18 protein-coding genes and 1 pseudogene are annotated in these 22,361 nt (G+C 64.5%); 13 read left to right on the forward strand and 6 right to left on the reverse strand.

The features are described 5' to 3' along the window. Nucleotides 1–111: 111 nt before the first annotated feature. Nucleotides 112–1,758, reverse strand: a complete 1,647-nt coding sequence (locus ACTJKT_RS02825; protein WP_440786115.1) for a Na+/H+ antiporter — start codon at nt 1,756–1,758, stop codon at nt 112–114. A gap of 279 nt (nt 1,759–2,037) precedes the next feature. On the opposite strand from ACTJKT_RS02825, the gene ACTJKT_RS02830 reads away from it, so the two are divergent. The 4 genes from ACTJKT_RS02830 to ACTJKT_RS02845 all read left to right on the forward strand — a co-directional run bounded on the left by ACTJKT_RS02830 (nt 2,038) and on the right by ACTJKT_RS02845 (nt 5,108). Then, on the forward strand, nt 2,038–2,346 hold the full coding sequence (locus ACTJKT_RS02830) for an arsenate reductase (protein ID WP_440786343.1): 309 nt from the start codon (nt 2,038–2,040) through the stop codon (nt 2,344–2,346). Between the two features lie 34 nt (nt 2,347–2,380). Beyond that, on the forward strand, nt 2,381–3,415 hold the full coding sequence (dapD, locus tag ACTJKT_RS02835; RefSeq protein WP_440786116.1) for a 2,3,4,5-tetrahydropyridine-2,6-dicarboxylate N-succinyltransferase: 1,035 nt from the start codon (nt 2,381–2,383) through the stop codon (nt 3,413–3,415). Between the two features lie 77 nt (nt 3,416–3,492). Continuing rightward, a complete protein-coding gene (locus ACTJKT_RS02840) occupies nt 3,493–4,698 on the forward strand; it encodes an aminotransferase class V-fold PLP-dependent enzyme (RefSeq protein WP_440786117.1) in 1,206 nt (401 codons plus the stop codon). Then, a complete protein-coding gene (locus tag ACTJKT_RS02845; RefSeq protein ID WP_440786118.1) occupies nt 4,695–5,108 on the forward strand; it encodes a SufE family protein in 414 nt (137 codons plus the stop codon). Before ACTJKT_RS02840 ends, ACTJKT_RS02845 begins: the two co-directional genes overlap by 4 nt. Before the next feature lie 86 nt (nt 5,109–5,194). On the opposite strand, the gene tcdA is transcribed toward ACTJKT_RS02845, so the two are convergent. Further along, on the reverse strand, nt 5,195–6,004 hold the full coding sequence (tcdA, locus tag ACTJKT_RS02850; protein ID WP_440786119.1) for a tRNA cyclic N6-threonylcarbamoyladenosine(37) synthase TcdA: 810 nt from the start codon (nt 6,002–6,004) through the stop codon (nt 5,195–5,197). A gap of 264 nt (nt 6,005–6,268) precedes the next feature. Between tcdA and ACTJKT_RS02855 the strand changes: the two genes are divergently transcribed. The 4 genes and pseudogenes from ACTJKT_RS02855 to ACTJKT_RS02870 all read left to right on the forward strand — a co-directional run bounded on the left by ACTJKT_RS02855 (nt 6,269) and on the right by ACTJKT_RS02870 (nt 11,497). Next, nucleotides 6,269–8,863, forward strand: a complete 2,595-nt coding sequence (locus ACTJKT_RS02855) for a glycosyltransferase (RefSeq protein ID WP_440786120.1) — start codon at nt 6,269–6,271, stop codon at nt 8,861–8,863. 232 nt (nt 8,864–9,095) lie between these two features. Continuing rightward, nucleotides 9,096–10,247, forward strand: coding sequence for a succinyl-diaminopimelate desuccinylase (gene dapE, locus ACTJKT_RS02860; protein WP_440786121.1), 1,152 nt, complete (start codon nt 9,096–9,098; stop codon nt 10,245–10,247). Continuing rightward, a pseudogene (locus ACTJKT_RS02865) lies at nt 10,247–11,036 on the forward strand (putative RNA methyltransferase). The gene dapE and the pseudogene ACTJKT_RS02865 overlap by 1 nt, the downstream one beginning before the upstream one ends. Before the next feature lie 83 nt (nt 11,037–11,119). Then, nucleotides 11,120–11,497, forward strand: a complete 378-nt coding sequence (locus ACTJKT_RS02870; protein ID WP_007927921.1) for a hypothetical protein — start codon at nt 11,120–11,122, stop codon at nt 11,495–11,497. A 94-nt stretch (nt 11,498–11,591) separates the two neighbouring features. Here the strand turns inward: ACTJKT_RS02870 and ACTJKT_RS02875 are convergent, their stop codons facing one another. Beyond that, nucleotides 11,592–11,801, reverse strand: a complete 210-nt coding sequence (locus ACTJKT_RS02875) for a cold-shock protein (RefSeq protein WP_007927922.1) — start codon at nt 11,799–11,801, stop codon at nt 11,592–11,594. 244 nt (nt 11,802–12,045) lie between these two features. Between ACTJKT_RS02875 and plsB the strand changes: the two genes are divergently transcribed. From plsB to ACTJKT_RS02890, 3 genes are read left to right on the forward strand one after another with little or no spacing between them, the layout of a single operon-like run. Then, nucleotides 12,046–14,550, forward strand: a complete 2,505-nt coding sequence (gene plsB / locus ACTJKT_RS02880) for a glycerol-3-phosphate 1-O-acyltransferase PlsB (protein ID WP_440786122.1) — start codon at nt 12,046–12,048, stop codon at nt 14,548–14,550. A 52-nt stretch (nt 14,551–14,602) separates the two neighbouring features. Further along, nucleotides 14,603–15,001 carry a YbaY family lipoprotein gene (locus tag ACTJKT_RS02885; RefSeq protein ID WP_440786123.1) on the forward strand — a complete coding sequence of 133 codons (399 nt, stop codon included), beginning with the start codon at nt 14,603–14,605 and terminating at the stop codon, nt 14,999–15,001. A 27-nt stretch (nt 15,002–15,028) separates the two neighbouring features. Next, nucleotides 15,029–15,718, forward strand: coding sequence for a DUF4197 domain-containing protein (locus ACTJKT_RS02890; RefSeq protein ID WP_440786124.1), 690 nt, complete (start codon nt 15,029–15,031; stop codon nt 15,716–15,718). A 106-nt stretch (nt 15,719–15,824) separates the two neighbouring features. On the opposite strand, the gene ACTJKT_RS02895 is transcribed toward ACTJKT_RS02890, so the two are convergent. Beyond that, nucleotides 15,825–18,890, reverse strand: a complete 3,066-nt coding sequence (locus ACTJKT_RS02895) for an efflux RND transporter permease subunit (protein ID WP_440786125.1) — start codon at nt 18,888–18,890, stop codon at nt 15,825–15,827. A 6-nt stretch (nt 18,891–18,896) separates the two neighbouring features. Further along, nucleotides 18,897–19,997 (reverse strand): efflux RND transporter periplasmic adaptor subunit, encoded by a 1,101-nt coding sequence (locus ACTJKT_RS02900; RefSeq protein WP_440786126.1) that lies wholly within the window; start codon nt 19,995–19,997, stop codon nt 18,897–18,899. Between the two features lie 93 nt (nt 19,998–20,090). Between ACTJKT_RS02900 and ACTJKT_RS02905 the strand changes: the two genes are divergently transcribed. Then, nucleotides 20,091–20,735, forward strand: a complete 645-nt coding sequence (locus ACTJKT_RS02905; protein ID WP_440786127.1) for a TetR/AcrR family transcriptional regulator — start codon at nt 20,091–20,093, stop codon at nt 20,733–20,735. A 96-nt stretch (nt 20,736–20,831) separates the two neighbouring features. On the opposite strand, the gene ACTJKT_RS02910 is transcribed toward ACTJKT_RS02905, so the two are convergent. Beyond that, a complete protein-coding gene (locus ACTJKT_RS02910; RefSeq protein ID WP_009047192.1) occupies nt 20,832–21,614 on the reverse strand; it encodes a class I SAM-dependent methyltransferase in 783 nt (260 codons plus the stop codon). 94 nt (nt 21,615–21,708) lie between these two features. On the opposite strand from ACTJKT_RS02910, the gene ACTJKT_RS02915 reads away from it, so the two are divergent. Further along, nucleotides 21,709–22,329 (forward strand): energy transducer TonB, encoded by a 621-nt coding sequence (locus tag ACTJKT_RS02915; protein WP_440786128.1) that lies wholly within the window; start codon nt 21,709–21,711, stop codon nt 22,327–22,329. Nucleotides 22,330–22,361: the final 32 nt, after the last annotated feature.

Consider the following 22,361-nt stretch of genomic DNA (forward strand, 5'->3'; position numbering starts at 1 on the left):
CACGCTGACCTGTAGGAGCGAAGCTTGCTCGCGATAAAGACGACGCCGTACACTTGATACACCGCGTTATCCTTCATCGCGGGCAAGCCTCGCTCCTACAGAAAACAGGGGTTATTTCACCTGCCCCAGATTGGCCTCGCTGAGGTCCAGCTCGCCCAATACCTCGCGCAACACGTCGTCGCCGATCTGGTGCTGGCGGCTCAACCTATACAACTCCAGCCGCTGCGCCCGCAGCGCCTTCAAACGCAATTTGCGCTCCAGCAAGTCCATCTGGAACGCCAGCGCCTGGGCTTCGGCGGAATCGTTGAACACCTCCAGTTGATGGCGATACTCCGACATCAGCCGCCCCTTGAGCTCGGTGGCCAGCGCCGCCTGGGCCGCATCCGGCGAGTTGGCGGCATCGGCCACTTCCTCAGCCTCCAGGGCATGAATCGCCGCCTCGGCGGTTTTGCGCCAGGCGTCGCGCACTTCGGCATGGCGCTTCTCGTCGGGGCTCTTCTGGATGCCCCGCAGCAACAGCGGCAAGGCGATACAGGCGGCGATCAGCGACAACAGGATCACCCCGGCGGCAATGAAGATCAGCAAGTCGCGCTCGGGGAAGGCCTCGCCCGCCCCCAGCAACAGCGGCACCGACATGACGCCCGCCAGGGTCACCGCCCCGCGCACCCCGCCCAGCGTCAGCAACCAGCAGGAACGCGCGGTCGGCACCAGCGTCAGCTCACCCTTGCCACGCCAGCGGCGCAACAGGCCGGACAGGCGCCAGATGCTTTGCACCCAGATGAAACGCAGCACCAGCAGCACCAGGAAGATCGCCCCCACATCCAGGCAGCGATAGAACAGGGTCGGCCACAAGGTGGTTTCGTGGTTGACCACGGCCTTGATGATGTCGGGCAGTTGCAGGCCCAACAGCAGAAAGATCAGGCCGTTGAAGGCGAATTCCAGCAGCGACCAGACGCTGCGGTTGAGCAAGCGGGTGCTGGTCTGCCGGGGCAACAGATCGAGCCAGCTCTGCATCATCCCCGCCGCCACCGCCGAGAGAATGCCCGAGGCTCCCAGGCGCTCGGCCAGCACGTAGGCGGCGAACGGCAGCAACAGCATGAACACCACGTGGGTCGCCGGGTCATCCCAGCCGCGGGCGATCATCCAGGCCCGCAGGCGCCCCACCAGCCAGCTCAGGGCCACGCCGACCGCCAGGCCACCCACGGCCACCAGGACAAAGGTCAGGCTGGCATTGGCCAGGGAAAACACCCCGGTCACGGCCGCCGCCAGGGCGAACTTGAAGGTCACCAGGCCGGAAGCGTCGTTCATTAGCGCCTCGCCCTGGAGCATGTGCATCAAGGGCGTCGGCAGGCGGTTCTGGGAAATCGCCGAAACCGCCACGGCGTCGGTCGGCGACAATACCGCCGCCAGGGCAAAGGCCACCGGCAAGGGAATGGTCGGCAGCAACCAGTGAATGAAATAACCGGCACCCACCACAGTGAACAGCACCAGGCCCACGGCCAGGGTCAGGATCGGGCCGCGCAGGCGCCACAGGTCACGCTTGGGCATGCGCCAGCCATCGGAGAACAACAGCGGCGGCAGGAACAGGAATAGGAACAACTCAGGGTCCAGGGCCACGTGCAGCCCCAGGGTGGGCCAGGCCAGCAAGGCCCCGGCGGCGATCTGCACCAGTGGCAACGGCAACGGAATCACCCGTCCGACCAGCCGCGAGAGGCTTACCAGCATCAGCAGGATAAGGACGGTATAAGCGGTTTGCATAAAGCGGTTTCCCAATCGATCAGCAGCAGACTTCAGGCAACAGGTTACCGTCGAAGTGCCATATTAGCCGCTTAAGCTCGGGCCTCGCCGCTGCACAAAAGTCGCAAGCGGTCCATGCTGCTGTCACACAAAGCTACAAAGCCGGGCCTTCGCCGACGCCGAACCGGCGCGGGCGTGGCATAATCCGTGACCTTTAACTCCAGCATCTCAAAAGGGGGCAATTCCTTGACCGCTTCAAGCAAAACGTTGCACCTTTTCGGCATCAAAGCCTGCGACACCATGAAAAAGGCGCGCACCTGGCTCGATGAACACGCTGCCAGCTATGACTTCCATGACTACAAAGCGCTCGGAATCGACCGTGAACACCTGACCCAGTGGTGCAACGAGCACGGCTGGCAGGTGGTGCTGAACCGTGCGGGCACGACCTTTCGCAAACTCGACGACGAACGCAAAGCCGATCTCGACCAGGCGAAAGCGATCGAACTGATGCTCGCACAACCCTCGATGATCAAGCGCCCGGTGCTCGATCTCGGCGACCGAACCCTGATTGGCTTCAAGCCCGATATCTACGCGGCAGAAATCAAATAACGCCTGCCCGTTCAATTTTGTAAGAGGTAACAGCATGTCCACTACCCTGTTCAGCCTGGCCTTTGGTGTCGGCACTCAAAACCGTCAAGGCGCATGGCTGGAAGTCTTCTACGCCGCGCCCCTGCTCAAGCCATCCGCGGAAATCCTTGCCGCCATCGCCCCGGTACTGGGCTACAGCGAAGGCAACCAGGCCATCGCCTTCACCACCACCCAGGCCTCGCAACTGGCCGATGCGCTGAAAAGCATCGACGCCACCCAGGCCGCGCTGCTGACCCGCCTGGCCGAGAGCCACAAGCCGCTGGTCGCCACCCTGCTGGCCGAAGACGCCCAGCTGACCTCCACCCCGGAGGCCTACCTGAAGCTGCACCTGCTGTCCCACCGCCTGGTCAAGCCGCACGGCCTGAACCTGGCCGGGATCTTCCCGCTGCTGCCGAACGTGGCCTGGACCAACCAGGGCGCGGTCGACCTCGGCGAACTGGCCGAGCGTCAACTGGAAGCCCGCCTGCGCGGCGAGCTGCTGGAAGTGTTCTCGGTGGACAAGTTCCCGAAAATGACCGACTACGTGGTGCCGAGCGGCGTGCGTATCGCTGACAGCGCGCGTATTCGCCTGGGCGCCTACATCGGCGAAGGCACCACCGTGATGCACGAAGGCTTCGTCAACTTCAACGCCGGCACCGAAGGCCCGGGCATGATCGAAGGCCGGGTTTCCGCGGGCGTATTCGTCGGCAAGGGTTCCGACCTGGGCGGCGGCTGCTCGACCATGGGCACCCTGTCGGGCGGCGGCAACATCGTGATCAAGGTCGGCGAAGGCTGCCTGATCGGCGCCAACGCCGGTATCGGTATCCCGCTGGGCGACCGCAACACCGTGGAATCGGGCCTGTACGTGACCGCCGGGACCAAGGTGGCGCTGCTGGACGAGAACAACCAGCTGGTCAAGGTGCTCAAGGCCCGCGAACTGGCCGGCCAGCCGGACCTGCTGTTCCGCCGCAATTCGGAGACCGGTGCCGTGGAGTGCAAGACCCACAAATCGGCCATCGAGCTGAACGCAGCGCTGCACGCTCACAACTAAGCAGCGACTCGCTTTCATCGGAACAGGCCGGGCGCGTATCATCAGCGCCCGGCCTGCTCATACGAGTCTTGACCACCATGCTTGTACCCTCCCCCTGGCGTGCCGACTTCCCGGCCATCACCGCCCTGCAGCGGCAGGACCAGACCTACCTGGACAACGCCGCCACCACGCAAAAACCCCAAGCCCTGCTGGACGCCCTGGCGCACTACTACGCCAATGGCGCGGCCAACGTGCATCGCGCGCAGCACCTGCCCGGCGCTCATGCCACCCAGGCGTTCGAGAACAGCCGGCACAAGGTGGCGCAGTGGCTGAATGCCGGTGACAGCGGGCAGATCATCTTTACCCACGGCGCGACCTCCGCGCTGAACCTCCTGGCCTATGGCCTGGAACACCAATTCAACCCGGGCGACGAAATCGTCATCAGCGCCCTGGAGCATCACGCCAACCTGCTGCCCTGGCAGCAACTGGCGCACCGTCGCGGGCTCAACCTGGTAGTCCTGCCGCTGGACGACGACGGCCTGATCGATCTCGACGCCGCGGCCCGCCTGATCGGCCCGCGCACTCGGCTGCTGGCCGTCAGCCAGCTGTCCAACGTGCTCGGTGCCTGGCAGCCCCTACCGCAGCTGCTGGCCCTGGCCAAGACGCACGACGCCCTGACCGTGGTCGATGGCGCCCAGGGCGTGGTCCACGGCCGCCACGATGTGCAGGCGCTGGGCTGCGATTTCTATGTGTTCTCCAGCCACAAGCTCTACGGCCCGGACGGCGTCGGCGTGCTCTACGGGCGCACCGAGGCGCTGCCAGGCCTGCGTCACTGGCAGTTTGGCGGCGAGATGGTCCAGCAGGCCGACTACCAGCACGCCAGCTTCCGCCCCGCCCCGCTGGGTTTCGAAGCCGGTACGCCGCCGATCGCCAGCGTGATCGGCCTCGGCGCGACCCTGGATTACCTCAGCGGCCTGGATCAGGACGCCGTCAGTGCCCATGAAGCCGCGCTGCACGACTACCTGCTGCACGGCCTGCTGGCCCGCAAAGGCCTGCGTTTGCTGGGCAAGCCGCAGCTGGCGCTGGTCAGTTTCGTGGTCGATGGCGTGCACAACGCCGACCTGGCTCACCTGCTGACCGAACAGGGCATAGCCGTGCGCGCCGGGCATCACTGCGCCATGCCGCTGCTGAAAAGCTTCGGCCTGGCCGGGGCGATCCGCGTGTCCCTGGCGCTGTACAACGACTCCGAGGACCTGGAGCGCTTCTTCGAGGCCCTCGATCAAGCCCTGGAGCTGTTGCGATGAGCCTGCCCGCCGAAGCCCTGGCTGCCCTCGACAGTTTCCAGGGCGTTCCCGGCTGGGAACAGCGCGCACGCTTGCTGATGCAATGGGGCGAGCGCCTGGCGCCGCTGGCCGAGGCCGACAAGGTCGAAGCCAATCGGGTGCATGGCTGTGAAAGCCAGGTCTGGTTGGTAGCTACTTTGCAGGACGGCCACTGGCAATTCGTCGCCAGCAGCGATGCGCGCCTGATCCGCGGCCTGGTGGCCCTGCTGCTGGCGCGGGTCAACGGTTTGTCCGCCGAAGAGCTGCAACGGGTGGATTTGCCGGACTGGTTCAATCAGCTGGGCCTGTCGCGCCAGCTGTCGCCGTCGCGCAGCAATGGGCTGAATGCGGTATTGCAGCGGATGCGCGAGCTGGCTGCCGCAATCCTGTAGGAGCGAGCGGGCGGCGATCCGACTTGCCCGCGAAATGCGGTGTGTCAGATAGACCGCTATCGCGGGCAAGCCTCGCTCCTACAGAATCATGCGGGTTTGACTCTGTCCGCCGGGCGCCGCACGCCGGCCACCAGCTTGTCCACCGCCTTGGTCGCCGCGACCATGCCGAAGGTCGCGGTCACCATCATCACCGCGCCAAAACCGCCGGCGCAGTCGAGCTTCACACCATCGCCGACAAAGCTCTTCTGCAGGCAGATGCTGCCGTCCGGTTTCGGGTAGCGCAGCTGCTCGGTGGAAAACACACAAGGCACGCTGTAGTGACGGGTCACGGTGCGGGAAAAGCCGTAGTCGCGGCGCAGGGTCGAGCGCACCTTCGAGGCCAGCGGGTCGTTGAAGGTCCGGTTCAGGTCGCAGACCTGGATCAGCGTCGGGTCGATCTGCCCGCCCGCACCGCCGGTGGTGATGATCTGGATCTTGCGCCGCTTGCACCAGGCGATCAGCGCCGCCTTGGCGTTGACGCTGTCGATGCAGTCGATCACGCAGTCGATGTTCGGCGTGATGTATTCGGCCATGGTCTCGCGGGTGACGAAGTCCGCCACCGCATGCACGGTGCAGTGCGGATTGATCCCGCGCAGGCGCTCGGCCATGACCTCGACCTTGGCCTTGCCCACCGTGCTGTCCAGGGCGTGCAACTGCCGATTGCTGTTGCTGACGCAGACGTCGTCCAGGTCGAACAGCGAGATCTCGCCCACGCCGCAACGGGCAATGGCTTCCGCCGCCCAGGAGCCGACACCGCCGACCCCGACGATCGCCACATGGGCGGCGCGCAAGCGTTCCAGCCCCTCGATGCCATACAAACGGGCGACGCCAGCAAACCGCGGATCTTCTGTACTCATGACCATTACCCCAAAAACCGGCGCGCATTATAGGGCCGATGCCCGCCAAGAGCATCTTTGCCCTATGAATGGCAGTCGGGGCTGCTTTAATAAGTGGAACAATCTGAAAATTCCGTCGCCGAGAACTTAAATCGAGTTGGATTGCCCAATCTGCGGCCTTCCCCTGTGCGCTGTACGCTCAGTCGAAGGCCAGTGTAGGATGCGCGCCGCTTGGCGCATGCCGACCGTCCCCCCGTTCCACACCCTTTGGAACCCGAAATAGCTATGTCATCGCGTAAATTTGGACTCAACCTGGTGGTGGTTCTGGCAATCGCCGCCCTGTTCACCGGCTTCTGGGCACTGGTCAACCGCCCGGTCTCCGCCCCCAATTGGCCTGCACAAATCTCCGGCTTTTCCTACTCGCCTTTCCAGCTGGGCCAGTTCCCGCAGAAAGACCAGTTCCCGACCGACGATGAAATGCGTCGCGACCTGGAGATCATGAGCAAGCTGACCGACAACATTCGGACCTACTCGGTCGACGGCACGCTGGAGAACATCCCCAAGCTGGCGGAAGAGTTCGGCCTGCGCGTGACCCTGGGGATCTGGATCAGCCCGGACCTGGAGCGCAACGAGCGTGAAATCACCCGCGCCATCGACATCGCCAACAACTCGCGCAGTGTGGTGCGCGTGGTGGTCGGTAACGAAGCGATCTTCCGCAAGGAAATCACCGCCGACCAGTTGAGCGTGCTGCTCGATCGCGTGCGCGCCGCGGTCAAGGTGCCGGTCACCACGTCCGAACAGTGGCACGTCTGGGAAGAACACCCGGAACTGGCCCAGCACGTCGACCTGATCGCCGCCCACGTCCTGCCCTACTGGGAATTCATCCCGATGGACAAGGCCGGGCAGTTCGTCCTCGACCGTGCCCGCGACCTGAAGAAGATGTTCCCGAAAAAACCGCTGCTGCTGTCCGAAGTGGGCTGGCCGAGCAACGGCCGCATGCGTGGCGGCGCCGACGCCAGCCCGGCGGATCAGGCGATCTACCTGCGTAACCTGGTCAACAAGCTCAACCGCCAGGGCTACAACTACTTCGTGATCGAAGCCTTCGACCAGCCGTGGAAGGCCAGCGACGAAGGTTCGGTGGGCGCCTACTGGGGCGTGTTCAACGCCGCGCGCCAGCAGAAGTTCAACTTCGAAGGCCCGGTGGTGGCGATCCCGCAATGGCGCGTGCTGGCCATCGGTTCGGTGGTCCTGGCGCTGCTGTCCCTGACCCTGCTGATGATCGACGGCTCGGCCCTGCGCCAGCGCGGCCGGACCTTCCTGACCTTCATCGCCTTCCTCTGCGGCTCGGTGCTGGTGTGGATCGGCTACGACTACAGCCAGCAATACAGCACCTGGTTCAGCCTGACGGTAGGCTTCCTGCTCGCCCTGGGTGCGCTCGGGGTGTTCATCGTGTTGCTCACCGAGGCCCATGAACTGGCCGAGGCAGTCTGGGTGCATAAGCGCCGGCGCGAGTTCCTGCCGGTTGAGGGCGACTCCAGTTACCGGCCGAAAGTCTCGATCCACGTGCCGTGCTACAACGAACCGCCGGAGATGGTCAAACAGACCCTCAATGCCCTGGCCAACCTCGACTATCCGGACTTCGAAGTCCTGATCATCGACAACAACACCAAGGACCCGGCGGTCTGGGAACCGGTGCAGGCCTATTGCGAAACCCTCGGCCCGCGCTTCAAGTTCTTCCACGTCGCGCCCCTGGCCGGCTTCAAGGGCGGCGCGCTGAACTACCTGATCCCGCACACCGCCAAGGACGCCGAAGTGATCGCGGTGATCGACTCGGACTACTGCGTCGACCGCAACTGGCTCAAGCACATGGTGCCGCACTTCGCCGACCCGAAAATCGCCGTGGTGCAATCGCCGCAGGACTACCGCGACCAGAACGAAAGCACCTTCAAGAAGCTCTGCTACGCGGAATACAAAGGCTTCTTCCATATCGGCATGGTCACCCGCAACGACCGTGACGCGATCATCCAGCACGGCACCATGACCATGACCCGGCGTTCGGTCCTGGAAGAACTGGGCTGGGCCGACTGGTGCATCTGCGAAGACGCCGAGCTGGGCCTGCGGGTGTTCGAGAAAGGCCTGTCGGCAGCGTACTACCACACCAGCTACGGCAAGGGCCTGATGCCGGATACCTTCATCGACTTCAAGAAACAGCGTTTCCGCTGGGCCTATGGGGCGATCCAGATCATCAAGCGCCACACCGCCAGCCTGCTGCGCGGCAAGGACACCGAGCTGACCCGTGGCCAGCGCTACCACTTCCTCGCGGGCTGGCTGCCGTGGGTGGCGGACGGCATGAACATCTTCTTCACCCTCGGCGCCCTGCTCTGGTCGGCGGCGATGATCATCGTGCCGCAGCGCGTCGATCCGCCGTTGCTGATCTTCGCGATCCCGCCCCTGGCGCTGTTCGTGTTCAAGGTCGGCAAGATCATCTTCCTCTACCGCCGGGCGGTCGGGGTCAACCTCAAGGACGCGTTCTGCGCGGCCGTGGCGGGCCTGGCGTTGTCCCACACCATCGCCAAGGCGGTGCTGTACGGTTTCTTCACCAGCAGCATTCCGTTCTTCCGCACGCCGAAGAATGCCGACAACCACGGCTTCTGGGTGGCGATCTCGGAAGCCCGGGAAGAGCTGTTCATCATGCTGCTGTTGTGGGGCGCGGCGCTGGGCATCTACCTGGTGCAGGGTGGGCTGCCGAGCAACGACATGCGCTTCTGGGTGACCATGCTGCTGGTGCAGTCGCTGCCCTATGTGGCGGCGCTGGTCATGGCCTTCCTGTCGTCGCTGCCAAAACCCGCTGCCGAAAGCGCGCCGGTGGCGGCTGCATAAATCGCAGCAAAGCACTAAACGGCGGCCTCTGGCCGCCGTTTTGCTTTAAGATATCCGCCATTTTGCGCGCCTCGCCCGCCGCCGCCTCTGTAGGAGCGAGCTTGCTCGCGATAGATATCAAGAATAACGCGCAGCCCTGATGCACTGCGCCGCTCTTGCGTCCATCGCGAGCAAGCTCGCTCCTACAGAGAAAGAGCAGCGCCTGACCTTGCCCCAGCTTCGGAGTTTCCCCATGACGGCCCACGCCGACCTTTCGCCGACCCTGCAACTCGCCTGTGACCTGATCCGCCGCCCGTCGGTGACGCCGGTCGACGCCGACTGCCAGAAGCTGATGATGCAGCGCCTGGGCGATGCCGGCTTCAAGCTGGAGCCGATGCGCATCGAGGATGTGGATAACTTCTGGGCCACCCATGGCAAGCACGAAGGCCCGGTGCTGTGTTTCGCCGGCCATACCGACGTGGTACCGACCGGCCCGGTCCAGGCCTGGCAGAACGACCCGTTCGACGCGCTGATCGACGAGCACGGCATGCTCTGCGGGCGCGGCGCGGCGGACATGAAAGGCAGCCTGGCGGCGATGCTGGTGGCGACCGAGCGCTTCGTCGCCGACTACCCGGACCACAAAGGCTCGGTGGCCTTCCTGATCACCAGTGACGAAGAAGGCCCGGCCCACCACGGCACCAAGGCCGTGGTCGAACGCCTGGCGGCGCGCAAGGAGCGCCTGGACTGGTGCATCGTCGGCGAGCCGTCGAGCACCAGCCTGGTCGGTGACGTGGTCAAGAACGGCCGTCGCGGCTCCCTCGGCGCCAAGCTCACAGTGCGCGGCGTGCAGGGCCACGTGGCCTACCCGCACCTGGCCAAGAACCCGATCCACCTGGCCGCCCCGGCCCTGGCCGAACTGGCCGCCGAGCATTGGGACGACGGCAATGCCTTCTTCCCGCCGACCAGCTTCCAGATTTCCAACCTGAATTCCGGCACCGGCGCGACCAACGTGATCCCCGGCGAGCTGGTGGCGGCGTTCAACTTCCGCTTCTCCACCGAATCCACGGTCGAAGGCCTGCAACAGCGCGTGGCCACCATCCTCGACAAGCACGGCCTGGACTGGCACGTAGAGTGGGCGCTGTCGGGCCTGCCGTTCCTCACCGAGCCGGGCGCCCTGCTCGACGCGGTGTCGGCCAGCATCAAGGACGTCACCGGGCGCGAGACCAAGGCTTCCACCAGCGGCGGTACCTCCGACGGGCGCTTCATCGCCACCCTCGGCACCCAGGTGGTCGAGCTGGGCCCGGTCAACGCCACCATCCACCAGGTCAATGAGCGAGTGCTGGCCAGCGACCTCGACGTGCTGACCGAAATCTACTACCAGACCCTGATCAAGTTGCTCGCCTGATGCTTGCCTGCCCTATCTGCGCGGCGCCCCTGAGCGCCGTCGACAACNCACCGCTTCGACCGCGCCCGCCAGGGTTACCTGAACCTGCTGCCGGTGCAGCACAAGAACAGCCGCGACCCGGGCGACAACCAGGCCATGGTCGAAGCCCGCCGCGACTTTCTCAATGCCGGCCATTACGCGCCGGTGGCCAGGCGCCTGGCCGAACTGGCCGCCGAGCGCGCCCCGCAGCGCTGGGTCGATATCGGTTGCGGCGAGGGTTACTACACCGCCCAGATCGCCCAAGCCCTGCCCCAGGCGGACGGTTATGCCCTGGACATCTCCCGGGAAGCGGTCAAGCGCGCCTGTCGCCGTGCCCCGCAGTTGACCTGGTTGATCGCCAGCATGGCCCGGGTGCCCCTGGCCGACGCCAGCTGCCAGTTCCTCGCCAGTGTTTTCAGCCCGCTGGACTGGCAGGAAGCCAAGCGCCTGCTCAGCCCTGGCGGCGGCCTGATGAAGGTCGGGCCGACCAGCGGTCACCTGATGGAATTGCGCGAGCGCCTGTACGACGAGGTCCGCGAGTACACCGACGACAAACACCTGGCGCTGGTGCCCGCGGGCATGGCCCTGCAACACAGTGAAACCCTGGACTTCAAGCTGACGTTGAGTAATCCGCAGGATCGCGCCAACCTGCTGGCCATGACGCCCCACGGCTGGCGCGCCAGTGCCGAACGCCGGGCCAGCGTGATCGAGCAGGCCGAGCCCTTCGAGGTCAGCGTGTCGATGCGCTACGATTACTTCGTTCTGCAGTAACCCATTAATCCACGGCCCCGAGCAGCGTCTCGAGGCCGAATAAATCCGCGAATGGATTTTTCAGACCCGCAGTGAGGACATCCATGCGCCAACCGGATATCGAGATTTACCTGAAAGACGCCGACGTCGACCACAAGGCCATCGCCGCCTGGCTCGGCGCGGCCCTGGGCCCGTGCAGCGACTGGGTACAGAAAGGCCAGACCTACAAATGCAAGGCCGGCAGCGTGCCGGTGACCTGGCTGCCGAAAGCCGTGGGCAAGTGGAACAGCCTGTACCTGGAAAGCGACCAGACGCCGTGGGACGACGACATCGCCTGCGCCCGCGCCGCCTTCGCCGCGCTGAACGTCGAAGTGCGCTGCGCACCAGGCAGCTGGGTCGAGGAAGAAGGTGAGGAATCGGCCGACCGCTGGATTCGCATCAGCGCCGACGGGGAAGAAGAGATTACCTGGCGTACCGCCTGAATCTGCTTACTGTAGGAGCGAAGCTTGCTCGCGATAGCGTTTTACCTGACACAACGCTATCGCGGGCAAGCCTCGCTCCTACAAGGCACAGCGCTTACAAGCCCACTACATCCTCAGCCTGCAACCCCTTCTGCCCTTCTACCACGGCGTATTCAACCTGCTGCCCTTCGGTCAGCGAGCGGTGGCCTTCACCACGAATAGCACGGTAGTGGACAAATACATCGGCACCACCTTCACGCTGAATGAAGCCGTAGCCCTTGGCGTCGTTGAACCACTTCACGCTGCCGGTCTCGCGAGTTGCCATCAATCCATCCTCCGTCTTTTTATTATCAGTCGGCTTACTGAAACGAAGCCGTGAGAACTTTCGCCTGGACCTGGGTTTCTATTGATGGGCCCCACATGCCCAAGCGTCAGTCGGGCGAGTATATGACAGGCGCAAAAACTCTCAACTCAATCTTGTTTGCCGCTTTTTTGCCGATTTTCGGTGAATCCGGCACACTAGCCGCCCCGAGCAACTGCTCGGTTTTTTCCACTAAAGCAGAAGCCGTATGACCCGCTCCCCGTTCCGCCGTCTTGTGTTTGGCACCTTGCGCCGACTGTTGTACCTCTGGGTTCGCTCGGAGACGATCAACCAGTCGTCCTTCACCCTCAACCTCGACCGCAGCCGTCCGGTGTTCTACGTCCTGCAAAACCCTTCGCTCACCGACCTCGCCGTGGTCGATACCGAGTGCACCAAGGCCGGGTTGCCGCGCCCGGTGCTGCCGGTCTCGGTGGGTAACCTGCTGGAGCCCGCCGCGTTCTTCTACCTGACCCCGGCCCCGGACTGGCTCGGCCGCCAGGACAAGCGCGGCGCGCCACCGACCCTGACCCGCCTGGTCAGCGCCCTGAGCCAGAATGCCGCCGAAGACGCGCAGATCATTCCGGTCAGCGTGTTCTGGGGCCAGTCGCCAGATAGCGAATCGAGCCCGTGGAAACTGCTGTTCGCCGACAGCTGGGCAGTCACCGGGCGCCTGCGCCGGCTGCTGAGCATCATGATCCTGGGTCGCAAGACTCGGGTGCAATTCTCCGCGCCGATCCACCTGCGCGAGCTGATCGAGCACAACAAGGGCCACGAACGCACCGTGCGCATGGCCCAGCGCATCCTGCGCGTGCATTTCCGCAACCTGAAGGCCGCGGTGATCGGCCCGGACATTTCCCACCGCCGCAACCTGGTCAAGGGCCTGCTGAACCAGCCGCTGGTCAAGCAGGCGATCCTCGACGAAGCCGAACGGGAAAAAATCTCCCCGGAAAAAGCCAAGGCCGTGGCCCTGCGTTATGGCAACGAGATCGCCTCGGACTACACCTTCACCGCGATCCGCTTCCTCGAAGTGGTGCTGAGCTGGTTCTGGAACAAGATCTACGACGGGATCAAGGTCAACCACATCGAAAGCGTGCAGAAAGTCGCCCCGGGCCACGAAGTGATCTACGTGCCCTGCCACCGCAGCCACATCGACTACCTGCTGTTGTCCTACCTGCTGTTCCGCAACGGCCTGACCCCGCCGCACATCGCCGCCGGGATCAACCTGAACATGCCGGTGATCGGCAGCCTGCTGCGCCGCGGCGGCGCGTTCTTCATGCGCCGCACCTTCAAGGGCAACCCGCTCTACACCTCGGTGTTCAACGAATACCTGCACACCCTGTTCACCAAGGGGTTCCCGGTGGAGTACTTCGTCGAAGGCGGGCGCTCGCGCACCGGGCGCATGCTGCAACCGAAAACCGGGATGCTGGCCATCACCCTGCGCAGCTTCCTGCGCTCCTCGCGCATGCCGATCGTCTTCGTGCCGGTGTACATCGGCTACGAGCGCGTGCTGGAAGGCCGCACCTACCTGGGCGAACTGCGCGGCGCGAGCAAGAAGAAAGAGTCGATCTTCGACATCTTCAAGGTCATCGGCGCCCTCAAGCAGCGCTTCGGCCAGGTGGCGGTGAACTTCGGCGAGCCGATCAAGCTGGCCGAGTTCCTCGACCAGGAACAGCCGGGCTGGCGCGCCCAGGAGCTGGGCCCGCAGTTCAAGCCGGCGTGGCTCAACGAAACCACCAACCGCCTGGGTGAAAAAGTCGCCCAGCACCTGAACGAAGCAGCGGCGATCAACCCGGTCAACCTGGTGGCCCTGGCACTGCTGTCCACCAGCCGCCTGGCCCTCGACGACCGCGCCATGGCCCGGGTCCTGGACCTGTACCTGGCGCTGCTGCGCAAGGTTCCCTACTCGCCTCACACCACCCTGCCGGAAGGCGATGGCCAGGCCTTGATCGAGCACGTGAAGGACATGGACCTGCTGTCCGAGCAGAGCGATGCCCTGGGCAAGATCCTCTACCTGGACGAGCAGAACGCCGTCCTGATGACCTACTACCGCAACAACGTGCTGCACATCTTCGCCCTGCCGGCGTTGCTGGCGAGCTTCTTCCAGAGCTCGTCGCGCATGAGCCGCGAACAGATCCTGCGCTACACCCGCGCGCTCTACCCCTACTTGCAGTCGGAGCTGTTCATCCGCTGGTCCCTGGACGAGCTGGACGGGGTGATCGACCAATGGCTGGAGGCCTTCGTCGAGCAAGGCCTGCTGCGCTTCGAGAAAGACCTGTACCTGCGCCCGGCGCCAAGTTCGCGGCACTTCGTGCTGCTGACCCTGCTGTCCAAGAGCATCGCCCAGACCCTGCAGCGCTTCTACATGGCCATCTCGCTGCTGCTCAACAGCGGCCAGCGCAGCATCAGCGCCGAAGAGCTGGAAGACCTGTGCACGGTCATGGCCCAGCGCCTGTCGATCCTGCACGGCCTGAATGCCCCGGAGTTCTTCGACAAGAGCCTGTTCCGCCACTTCATCCAGACCTTGCTGGAGCAGGACGTGCTGCGCCGCGACGAAGCCGGCAAGCTGAGCTACCACGAACTGCTCGGCGAACTGGCCGAAGGCGCGGCCAAGCGCGTGCTGCCGGCGGAGATTCGCCTGTCGATCCGCCAGGTGGCCCTGCATCGCAGCGAAGATGCCGCCGAACAGGTCGCTGCTCCGCAGCAAAGCGACTAGATTCTTATCGGCGCCAGGCGGTTTCTGGCGCCCCCCGATACGGAGATCCGTCATGAAAAAGCTCAGCCTGCTCGCCCTTGCCACCCTGCTCGGGGCCTGTAACAGCATGCAACCTGCCAGCAAAGCCAGCCTCGATGGCGAAGTCTTCTACCTGCAACGCATCGCCCTGCCGCCGGCCGCCACCCTGAGCGTCAGCCTGCAGGACGTGTCGCTGGCCGACGCTCCCGCGGTGCTGCTGGCCGAACAGAAGGGCCCGGTCAAAGGCCAGGTGCCGCTGCCCTTCCACCTCAGCTACGACCCGGCCCAGGTCAAGCCCGGGCACCGTTATTCGGTCAGCGCGCGGATCGAAGTGGCCGGCAAACTGCTGTTCATCACCACCGAGCACAACGGAGTGAAACTCGACGGCAGCGATCCGCAACCGCTGAAAATCCGCGTCGACGCGGTTCGTTAATCCCTTTTCTCGAACAAGGAAGCTGCCATGCTCCGTTCTTCCCTTCGCTTCACCAGCCTGTGCGCCGGCCTGCTGATCTCCGCCAGCGCCCTGGCGCTGTCCCTCGGCGACCTGTCGCAACAAGACGCCACCGGCGGCCTCAAGGATGCCCTGACCCAGGGTGCCCAGGTCGCGGTCAAACAGTTGGGCACCGCCGGCGGTTTCAGCAACAACCCGGACGTGCGCATCGAACTGCCGGGCAACCTCGGCAAAGTGGCGAAGAAAATGAAGCAGTTCGGCATGGGCGCCCAGGTCGAGGAACTCGAGACCAGCATGAACAAGGCCGCCGAGGCCGCCGTGCCGCAGGCCCAGGCGCTGCTGGTGGATGCCGTGAAGAAGATGAGCGTGGAGGACGCCAAGGGCATTCTCAGCGGTGGCAAGGATTCCGCCACCCAGTACCTGAGCAAGACCAGCCGCGAGCAGATCCGCGTGAAGTTCCTGCCAATCGTCAAGCAGGCCACCGACAAGGTGGGCCTGGCCCAGCAGTACAACGCCTTCGCCGGCCAGGCCGCCACCCTGGGCGTGCTGGATGCGAAGAACGCGAATATCGAAGGCTACGTGACCGAACAGGCGCTCAACGGCCTGTTCGAGATGATCGGCAAGCAGGAAGCGACCATTCGCGAGAACCCGGCGGCAGCGGCCACCAGCCTGGCGAAGAAGGTGTTCGGTACCCTGTAACCCCTACCCTATCCCCTGTAGGAGCGAAGCTTGCTCGCGATGAACTCAAGAANCCGCGTTATCCTTGATATCCATCGCGAGCAAGCTTCGCTCCTACAGGAATGAATCAGGTTTTCTTGACCCGAAACCAGGCCGCATACAACGCCGGCAAGAACAGCAGGGTCAGCGCCGTCGCCACAATCAGCCCGCCCATGATCGCCACCGCCATCGGCCCGAAGAACACGCTGCGTGACAGCGGGATCATCGCCAGCACCGCCGCCAGCGCGGTCAGCACTATCGGCCGGAAGCGCCTTACCGTCGCCTCGATGATTGCCTGCCACGGCTTGAGCCCGGCAGCGATGTCCTGCTCGATCTGATCCACCAGGATCACCGAGTTGCGCATGATCATCCCCGACAGCGCGATGGTGCCGAGCATGGCCACGAAGCCGAACGGCTGGCGGAACACCATCAGGAACAGGGTCACGCCGATCAGCCCCAGCGGCGCGGTGAGGAACACCATCGCCGTGCGCGAGAAGCTGCGCAGTTGCAGCATCAGCAGGGTCAGCACCACCACGATGAACAGCGGCACGCCGGCCTTCACCGAGTTCTGCCCGCGGGCCGAGTCTTCCACGGTGCCGCCGACGTCCAGCAGGTAACCGTCCGGCAGTTCGGCGCGGATCGGCTCCAGGGTCGGCAGGATCTGCTGCACCAGGGTCGCCGGTTGTTCCTTGCCATAGATATCGGCCCGCACCGTGACGTTGGGCAGGCGGTTGCGGTGCCAGATGATGCCTTCCTCGAAGCCGTACTCCAGGGTCGCGACCTGCGACAACGCCACGCTCTTGCCGTTGTCGGTGGGCACCGCCAGGCTCGACAGCAGCGACAGCTCGGTACGTTCATGCAAGGTCCCGCGCAGCAGGATCTCGATCAACTCGTTGTCTTCGCGGTACTGGCTGACGCTGGAGCCGGTCAGCGAGCTTTGCAGGAACTTCGCCAGGTTGGCCGTGCTCACGCCCAGGGCCCGCGCACGGTCCTGATCGATATTGAGGTAGACCACCTTGCTCGGCTCTTCCCAATCCAGGTGCACGTTGGTCACATGGGGGTTCTCGCGCACCTTGGCCGCTACCTTGCGCGCCAGGGCCCGCACTTCTTCGATGTGCTCGCCGGTGACGCGGAACTGCACCGGGTAACCCACGGGCGGGCCGTTCTCCAGGCGAGTGACCCGTGAACGCAGGGCCGGGAACTGTTCGTCGAGGGTTTCGATCAGCCAGCTGCGCAGGCTTTCCCGCTCCTCGATGGTCTTGGCCAGCACCACGAATTGGGCGAAGCTCGCCGCCGGCAGTTGCTGGTCCAGGGGCAGGTAGAAACGCGGCGAGCCGGTGCCGACGTAGGCCACGTAGTTATCGATACCGGCGTGATCCTTGAGCATCGCCTCCAGGCGCTTGACCTGATCGGCGGTGTTGCTCAGGGACGCACCCTCGGCCAGCTTCAGGTCGACCATCAGCTCCAGTCGCCCGGAAGCCGGGAAGAACTGCTGCGGCACAAAGCGGAACAGCATCACCGAGGCAATGAACAGCAGCACGGTCAGGGCAATCACGGTCTTGCGCCGACGCACGCACCACTCCACCATCCGCCGCACCCGCTGATAGAACGGCGTGCCATAGGGATCGGGCTGGCCGTCGCCGTTGCCGTGCTTGGCCGCGTGCAGCTTGGCCAGGTCCGGCAGCAGCTTCTCGCCCAGATAGGGCACGAACACCACCGCGGCGATCCACGAAGCCAGCAGAGCGATGGTCACCACCTGGAAGATCGAACGGGTGTATTCGCCGGTGCCGGACTGCGCCGTGGCGATCGGCAGGAAGCCCGCGGCGGTGATCAGGGTACCGGTGAGCATCGGGAAGGCTGTGCTGGTCCAGGCGTAGCTGGCGGCCTTGAGCCGGTCGTAGCCCTGCTCCATCTTGATCGCCATCATCTCCACCGCGATGATCGCGTCGTCCACCAGCAGGCCCAGGGCCAATACCAGCGCGCCGAGGGAGATCTTGTGCAGGCCGATCCCCAGGTAATACATGGTGGCGAAGGTCATCGCCAGCACCAGCGGAATCGCCAGGGCCACCACCATGCCGGTGCGCACGCCGAGGGAGAAGAAGCTCACCAGCAACACGATCGCCAGGGCTTCCACCAGCACCTGGACGAACTCGCCGACGCCGGTCTTCACCGCGGCCGGCTGGTCGGAGACCTTGCGCAGCTCCATGCCGGCGGGAAGGTTTTTCTGGATCCGGGCGAACTCCAGCTCCAGTGCCTTGCCCAGCACCAGGATGTCGCCGCCGTCCTTCATCGCCACCGCCAGGCCGATCGCGTCCTGGCCCATGAAGCGCATGCGCGGCGCCGGTGGATCGTTGAAGCCGCGACGCACGTCCGCCACATCGCCGATACGGAAGGTGCGGTCGGCCACCCGGATCGGGAAATTGCTGATCTGCTCGACGCTCTGGAAATTACCGGACACCCGCAATTGCAGGCGCTCGCTGCTGGTCTCGAAGAAACCGGCGGTGGACACCGCGTTCTGTTCTTCCAGGGCTTGCTGCACCGCCGCCAGGGGCAGACCGAGGGTGGCCAGCTTGACGTTCGACAGCTCGATCCAGACCTTCTCGTCCTGCAGGCCCAGCAGGTCGACCTTGCCCACGTCCTTGACCCGCTGCAGCTGGATCTGGATGCGGTCGGCATAATCCTTGAGCACCGCGTAGTCGAAACCGTCGCCGGTCAGCGCGTAGATATTGCCGAAGGTGGTGCCGAACTCGTCGTTGAAGAACGGCCCCTGGATACCCGGTGGCAGGGTATGGCGGATATCGCTGATCTTCTTGCGCACCTGATACCAGAGCTCGGGGATCTGGTTCGAGTGCATCGAGTCGCGCGCCATGAAGGTCACCTGGGACTCGCCCGGGCGGGAAAACGAGACGATGCGCTCGTACTCGCCGGTTTCCATCAGCTTCTTTTCGATGCGTTCGGTGACCTGCCGGGAAACCTCCTGGGCCGTGGCGCCCGGCCAGTTGGTGCGGATCACCATGGCCTTGAAGGTGAAGGGCGGGTCTTCGCTCTGGCCCAGCTTGGTGTAGGACAACGCCCCGACAATGGCCAGCAACAGCATCAGGAACAGCACGATCTGGCGGTTGCGCAACGCCCATTCGGAAAGATTGAAACCCATCGGGGATTACTCCTTGGCCGCCAGATTGACCACGCGGTTGGAGCGATCCACCGGGCGTACCTGCTGCCCCTCATGGAGCACATGCACACCCGCCGCCACCACCCAGTCGCTGACGCCGAGGCCTTCGAGTACCGGCACGCTCTTCTCGCCGAAGGCGCCGAGACGCACCGGGGTCTTTTTCAGGGTGTTGTTGGCGTCGACCCGCCAGACATAGGCAGCACCGTTTTCCGCGGTCACCGCCGACAGCGGCACCGACAAGGGCACACTGGCCGCGGCCTGGATGAACACCCGGGCGCTCTGCCCCAGTTCGGCCGGGACCTTGCCGGCGGTAAAGGCGATGCGGGCGGCGAAAGTGCGGGAACGTGGATCGGCGGCCGGCGACAGCTCGCGGATCTGCCCGGCGAAACGCTGATCGGGCTGGCTCCACAGCTCCACCGACACCGGTTGGCCGATGTGGAAACGGCCAAAGCCCTGCTCCGGCAGGCTGATCAGCACTTCCCGCTCGCCGTCAGTGGCGAGGGTGAAGACGGTCTGGCCGGCGGCAACCACCTGGCCGACCTCGACCGTGCGCCGGGCCACGACGCCATCCTGGGGCGCGCGCAGCACGGCGTAACCGGCCTGGTTGCTGGCCACGTCGAACTCGGCCTTGATCTGCTTGAGCCGGGCCAGGCCAGAGCGATACAGGTTCTCGGCGTTGTCGTACTGGGAACGGCTGACCAGTTGCCGGTCCATCAGGGTCTTGTAGCGGTCGCGCTCGGAACGCACCAGGTTCAGGTTGGCTTCGGCCGCCGCCACCTGGGCCCGGGTGGCTTCCAGTTGCAGCCGCACGTCTTGCGGATCGAGCTCGGCCAATGGCTGATCGGCCTTCACCCGCTGCCCCTCATCGACCAGTCGTCGGCTGACCTTGCCCCCGATCCGGAACGCCAGGTCCGGTTCGTAACGCGCTCGGACCTCGCCGGGGTAGCTGTCCATGGCCTGCGCCGCGGGCTCTGGTTGCACCACCATGGCCGGGCGAACGGTGGTTTGCGCCGTTTCTTCGTGGCCGCACGCGGACAGCAGAACGGCCAGGCTGACTGGCAACGCGAGGGATAAGGCATAGCGGAACATGGTGAGGGACCTTTCGCTAAGGGTGCTTCGAATAATTATACTGACGGGTATGTTATTAATAGCAAACTCACCAGTCCAGTATTAAAGCGAAGAATGTCCGACAATCTTTCCACCTCAAACGGCCCCGGCCGCCCCAAGGATCTGGCAAAACGCCAGGCCATCCTCGAAGCCGCGAAAACGCTGTTCCTGAACAACGGCTACGCCAACACCAGCATGGACGCGGTGGCCGCCGAAGCCGGTGTTTCCAAGCTGACGGTGTACAGCCATTTCAACGACAAGGAGACCCTGTTCTCCGCCGCGGTGATGGCCAAGTGCGAGGAGCAGTTGCCGACGCTGATCTTCGAGCTGCCTGCCGGCATGCCGATCGAAAGCCTGTTGCTGAATATCGCCCGGGGCTTTCACCTGCTGATCAACAGCGAAGAATCCTTGAACCTGCATCGCCTGATGTTGGCCCTGGGCAGCCAGGACCCGAAGCTCTCGCAGATCTTCTTCGAGGCCGGACCGCAGCGCATGCTGCAAGGCATGGAGCGGCTGCTGGCCCGGATCGATCAGAGCGGCGCCCTGAGCATCGACAAACCGCGTAATGCCGCCGAGCATTTCTTCTGCCTGCTCAAGGGCGCGGCGAACTTTCGCCTGCTCTACGGCTGCGGCGAGCCGCTGAGCGAGGCAGCCGCCGAGGAGCATGTGCGGGAAGTGGTAGGGTTGTTCATGCGGGCGTATCGGCCGGAGCCGGCCTGACAGCCATCGCAAGCAAGCTCGCTCCTACAGGGATGGTGCAAGCCTCTGTAGGAGCGAGCTTGCTCGCGATTGAAGGCCCGGAGGGCCTTCCCGTTATCAGGCCTTGAGCGCCTTCTTCGGATAGATATCGTAACGGCTGGATTTGCCGTCCAGCGCATGGCTCGGCTTGGGGCCGGCGATGCACGGCGCCTTGCGCGGGCGCTTGACCACCACCCTGTGGCTGGCCAGGGCCAGGGCGGCCTCCAGCAGCGCCGGGGCATCCGGGTCGTCCCCGACCAGCGGGCGGAACAGGCGCATTTCCTTCTTCACCAGCGCGGTCTTTTCCCGATGCGGGAACATCGGATCCAGGTAGATCACCTGGGGTGGCTCGCCCTCCCAGTTGCGCATCACCTCGATCGAGTTGCCCTTGAGCAGATGCATGCGCGCCACGATCGGCGCCACCTCGAAATCCTCGCCAGCCCGGGCCAGGCCGTCTTCCAGCAAGGCGCCGATCAATGGCTGGCGCTCGATCAGGCTCATCTCGCAACCCAGGCTGGCCAGGACGAACGCGTCCTTGCCCAGCCCCGCCGTGGCATCCAGGATTCGCGGGCGCACGCCCTGGGCGATACCCACCGCCTTGGCAATCATCTGCCCGCTACCACCACCGTACAGCCGCCGGTGCGCCGCGCCGCCTTCGACAAAGTCCACCCGCACCGGCCCTGGCGCGTCGGCCCCGAGCTGCTGCAGCTGCAAGCCCTGCTCGCCGACCTGCAGGGCGAACTCCGCCTCGTCGATCTGCAATGGCAGCCCCAGTCGCTCGGCCCAGTGCGCCGCCTGCGGCTGGAATGCCTCGGCCAAGGCCTCGACTTTGATGCGGCAGGCCGCTGGTTGCTCACTCATCTGAAAACACGCTCAAAAAATTAATGATCGGCAAAAACTGCCGATAAAAGAACTATCCGGCATTTTGCCAGAGCTGAGCGTCGACCCGAGAGAAATGTCAGACATTCGAAGCCTATCCATTGGCGTCATATCGCCCCACGGCGATTACGGCCTCAAAAATTCCCAGGCACTGAGCGGCGTCAGCCATCTGTGGCAGGATTTTTTTGCCCAGGCGCTGGCCGAGCAGCGCGGCGATGGCACGCAGGTCACTGACGACAGCTCTCTGGTGGCGGTGGACGGCCCGATCGAACCCCATGGCGGCAGCGACCTGCTGACGCAAATCGTCAGCCAGCGCCATTGCGACGTCCAAGACACCGAGATCCGCCCGCCGGAGCCGCTGTTCCTGCCGATCGCCGAGTTCGAGACCGAGCTGCTGGACAAACCCTTCCCGCCCTTCCCGCCGGAAGAAGTCGTCGCCCAGCAACGCCAGCAAGACTTCGAAAGCGGCTGGGTGCGCCCCATCGTCCTCAATGCCGGCCAGCCTGTGCCTGAGCCGAGCCCGGCGCCGCAACCACGGCCGTTGCACCTGCCGATTGCCGAATTCGAAATGGACCTGCTGGACAAACCCTTTCCGCCCTTCCCGCCGGAAGAACTCGTCGAGCAACAGAAACAGTTCGATTTCGATACCGGCTGGGCGCGTCCGCTGATCCTGCAGAACCTGCGGATCGCCGCCTAAACCTCAAGCCGCCACTGCCTCAATAGCGCCCA

Source organism: Pseudomonas sp. 22526 (assembly GCF_052044735.1).
Lineage (GTDB): Bacteria > Pseudomonadota > Gammaproteobacteria > Pseudomonadales > Pseudomonadaceae > Aquipseudomonas > Aquipseudomonas piscium.

Coding starts and splice junctions, on each gene's coding strand:
- dapD (WP_440786116.1), top strand. CDS start 2,381: ATGTCCACTACCCTGTTCAGCCTGGCCTTTGGTGTCGGCACTCAAAAC.
- ACTJKT_RS02915 (WP_440786128.1), top strand. CDS start 21,709: ATGTCAGACATTCGAAGCCTATCCATTGGCGTCATATCGCCCCACGGC.
- ACTJKT_RS02845 (WP_440786118.1), top strand. CDS start 4,695: ATGAGCCTGCCCGCCGAAGCCCTGGCTGCCCTCGACAGTTTCCAGGGC.
- tcdA (WP_440786119.1), bottom strand. CDS start 6,004: ATGAGTACAGAAGATCCGCGGTTTGCTGGCGTCGCCCGTTTGTATGGC.
- ACTJKT_RS02905 (WP_440786127.1), top strand. CDS start 20,091: ATGTCCGACAATCTTTCCACCTCAAACGGCCCCGGCCGCCCCAAGGAT.
- plsB (WP_440786122.1), top strand. CDS start 12,046: ATGACCCGCTCCCCGTTCCGCCGTCTTGTGTTTGGCACCTTGCGCCGA.
- dapE (WP_440786121.1), top strand. CDS start 9,096: ATGACGGCCCACGCCGACCTTTCGCCGACCCTGCAACTCGCCTGTGAC.
- ACTJKT_RS02910 (WP_009047192.1), bottom strand. CDS start 21,614: ATGAGTGAGCAACCAGCGGCCTGCCGCATCAAAGTCGAGGCCTTGGCC.
- ACTJKT_RS02895 (WP_440786125.1), bottom strand. CDS start 18,890: ATGGGTTTCAATCTTTCCGAATGGGCGTTGCGCAACCGCCAGATCGTG.
- ACTJKT_RS02875 (WP_007927922.1), bottom strand. CDS start 11,801: ATGGCAACTCGCGAGACCGGCAGCGTGAAGTGGTTCAACGACGCCAAG.
- ACTJKT_RS02870 (WP_007927921.1), top strand. CDS start 11,120: ATGCGCCAACCGGATATCGAGATTTACCTGAAAGACGCCGACGTCGAC.
- ACTJKT_RS02855 (WP_440786120.1), top strand. CDS start 6,269: ATGTCATCGCGTAAATTTGGACTCAACCTGGTGGTGGTTCTGGCAATC.
- ACTJKT_RS02830 (WP_440786343.1), top strand. CDS start 2,038: ATGAAAAAGGCGCGCACCTGGCTCGATGAACACGCTGCCAGCTATGAC.
- ACTJKT_RS02885 (WP_440786123.1), top strand. CDS start 14,603: ATGAAAAAGCTCAGCCTGCTCGCCCTTGCCACCCTGCTCGGGGCCTGT.
- ACTJKT_RS02900 (WP_440786126.1), bottom strand. CDS start 19,997: ATGTTCCGCTATGCCTTATCCCTCGCGTTGCCAGTCAGCCTGGCCGTT.
- ACTJKT_RS02825 (WP_440786115.1), bottom strand. CDS start 1,758: ATGCAAACCGCTTATACCGTCCTTATCCTGCTGATGCTGGTAAGCCTC.
- ACTJKT_RS02840 (WP_440786117.1), top strand. CDS start 3,493: ATGCTTGTACCCTCCCCCTGGCGTGCCGACTTCCCGGCCATCACCGCC.
- ACTJKT_RS02890 (WP_440786124.1), top strand. CDS start 15,029: ATGCTCCGTTCTTCCCTTCGCTTCACCAGCCTGTGCGCCGGCCTGCTG.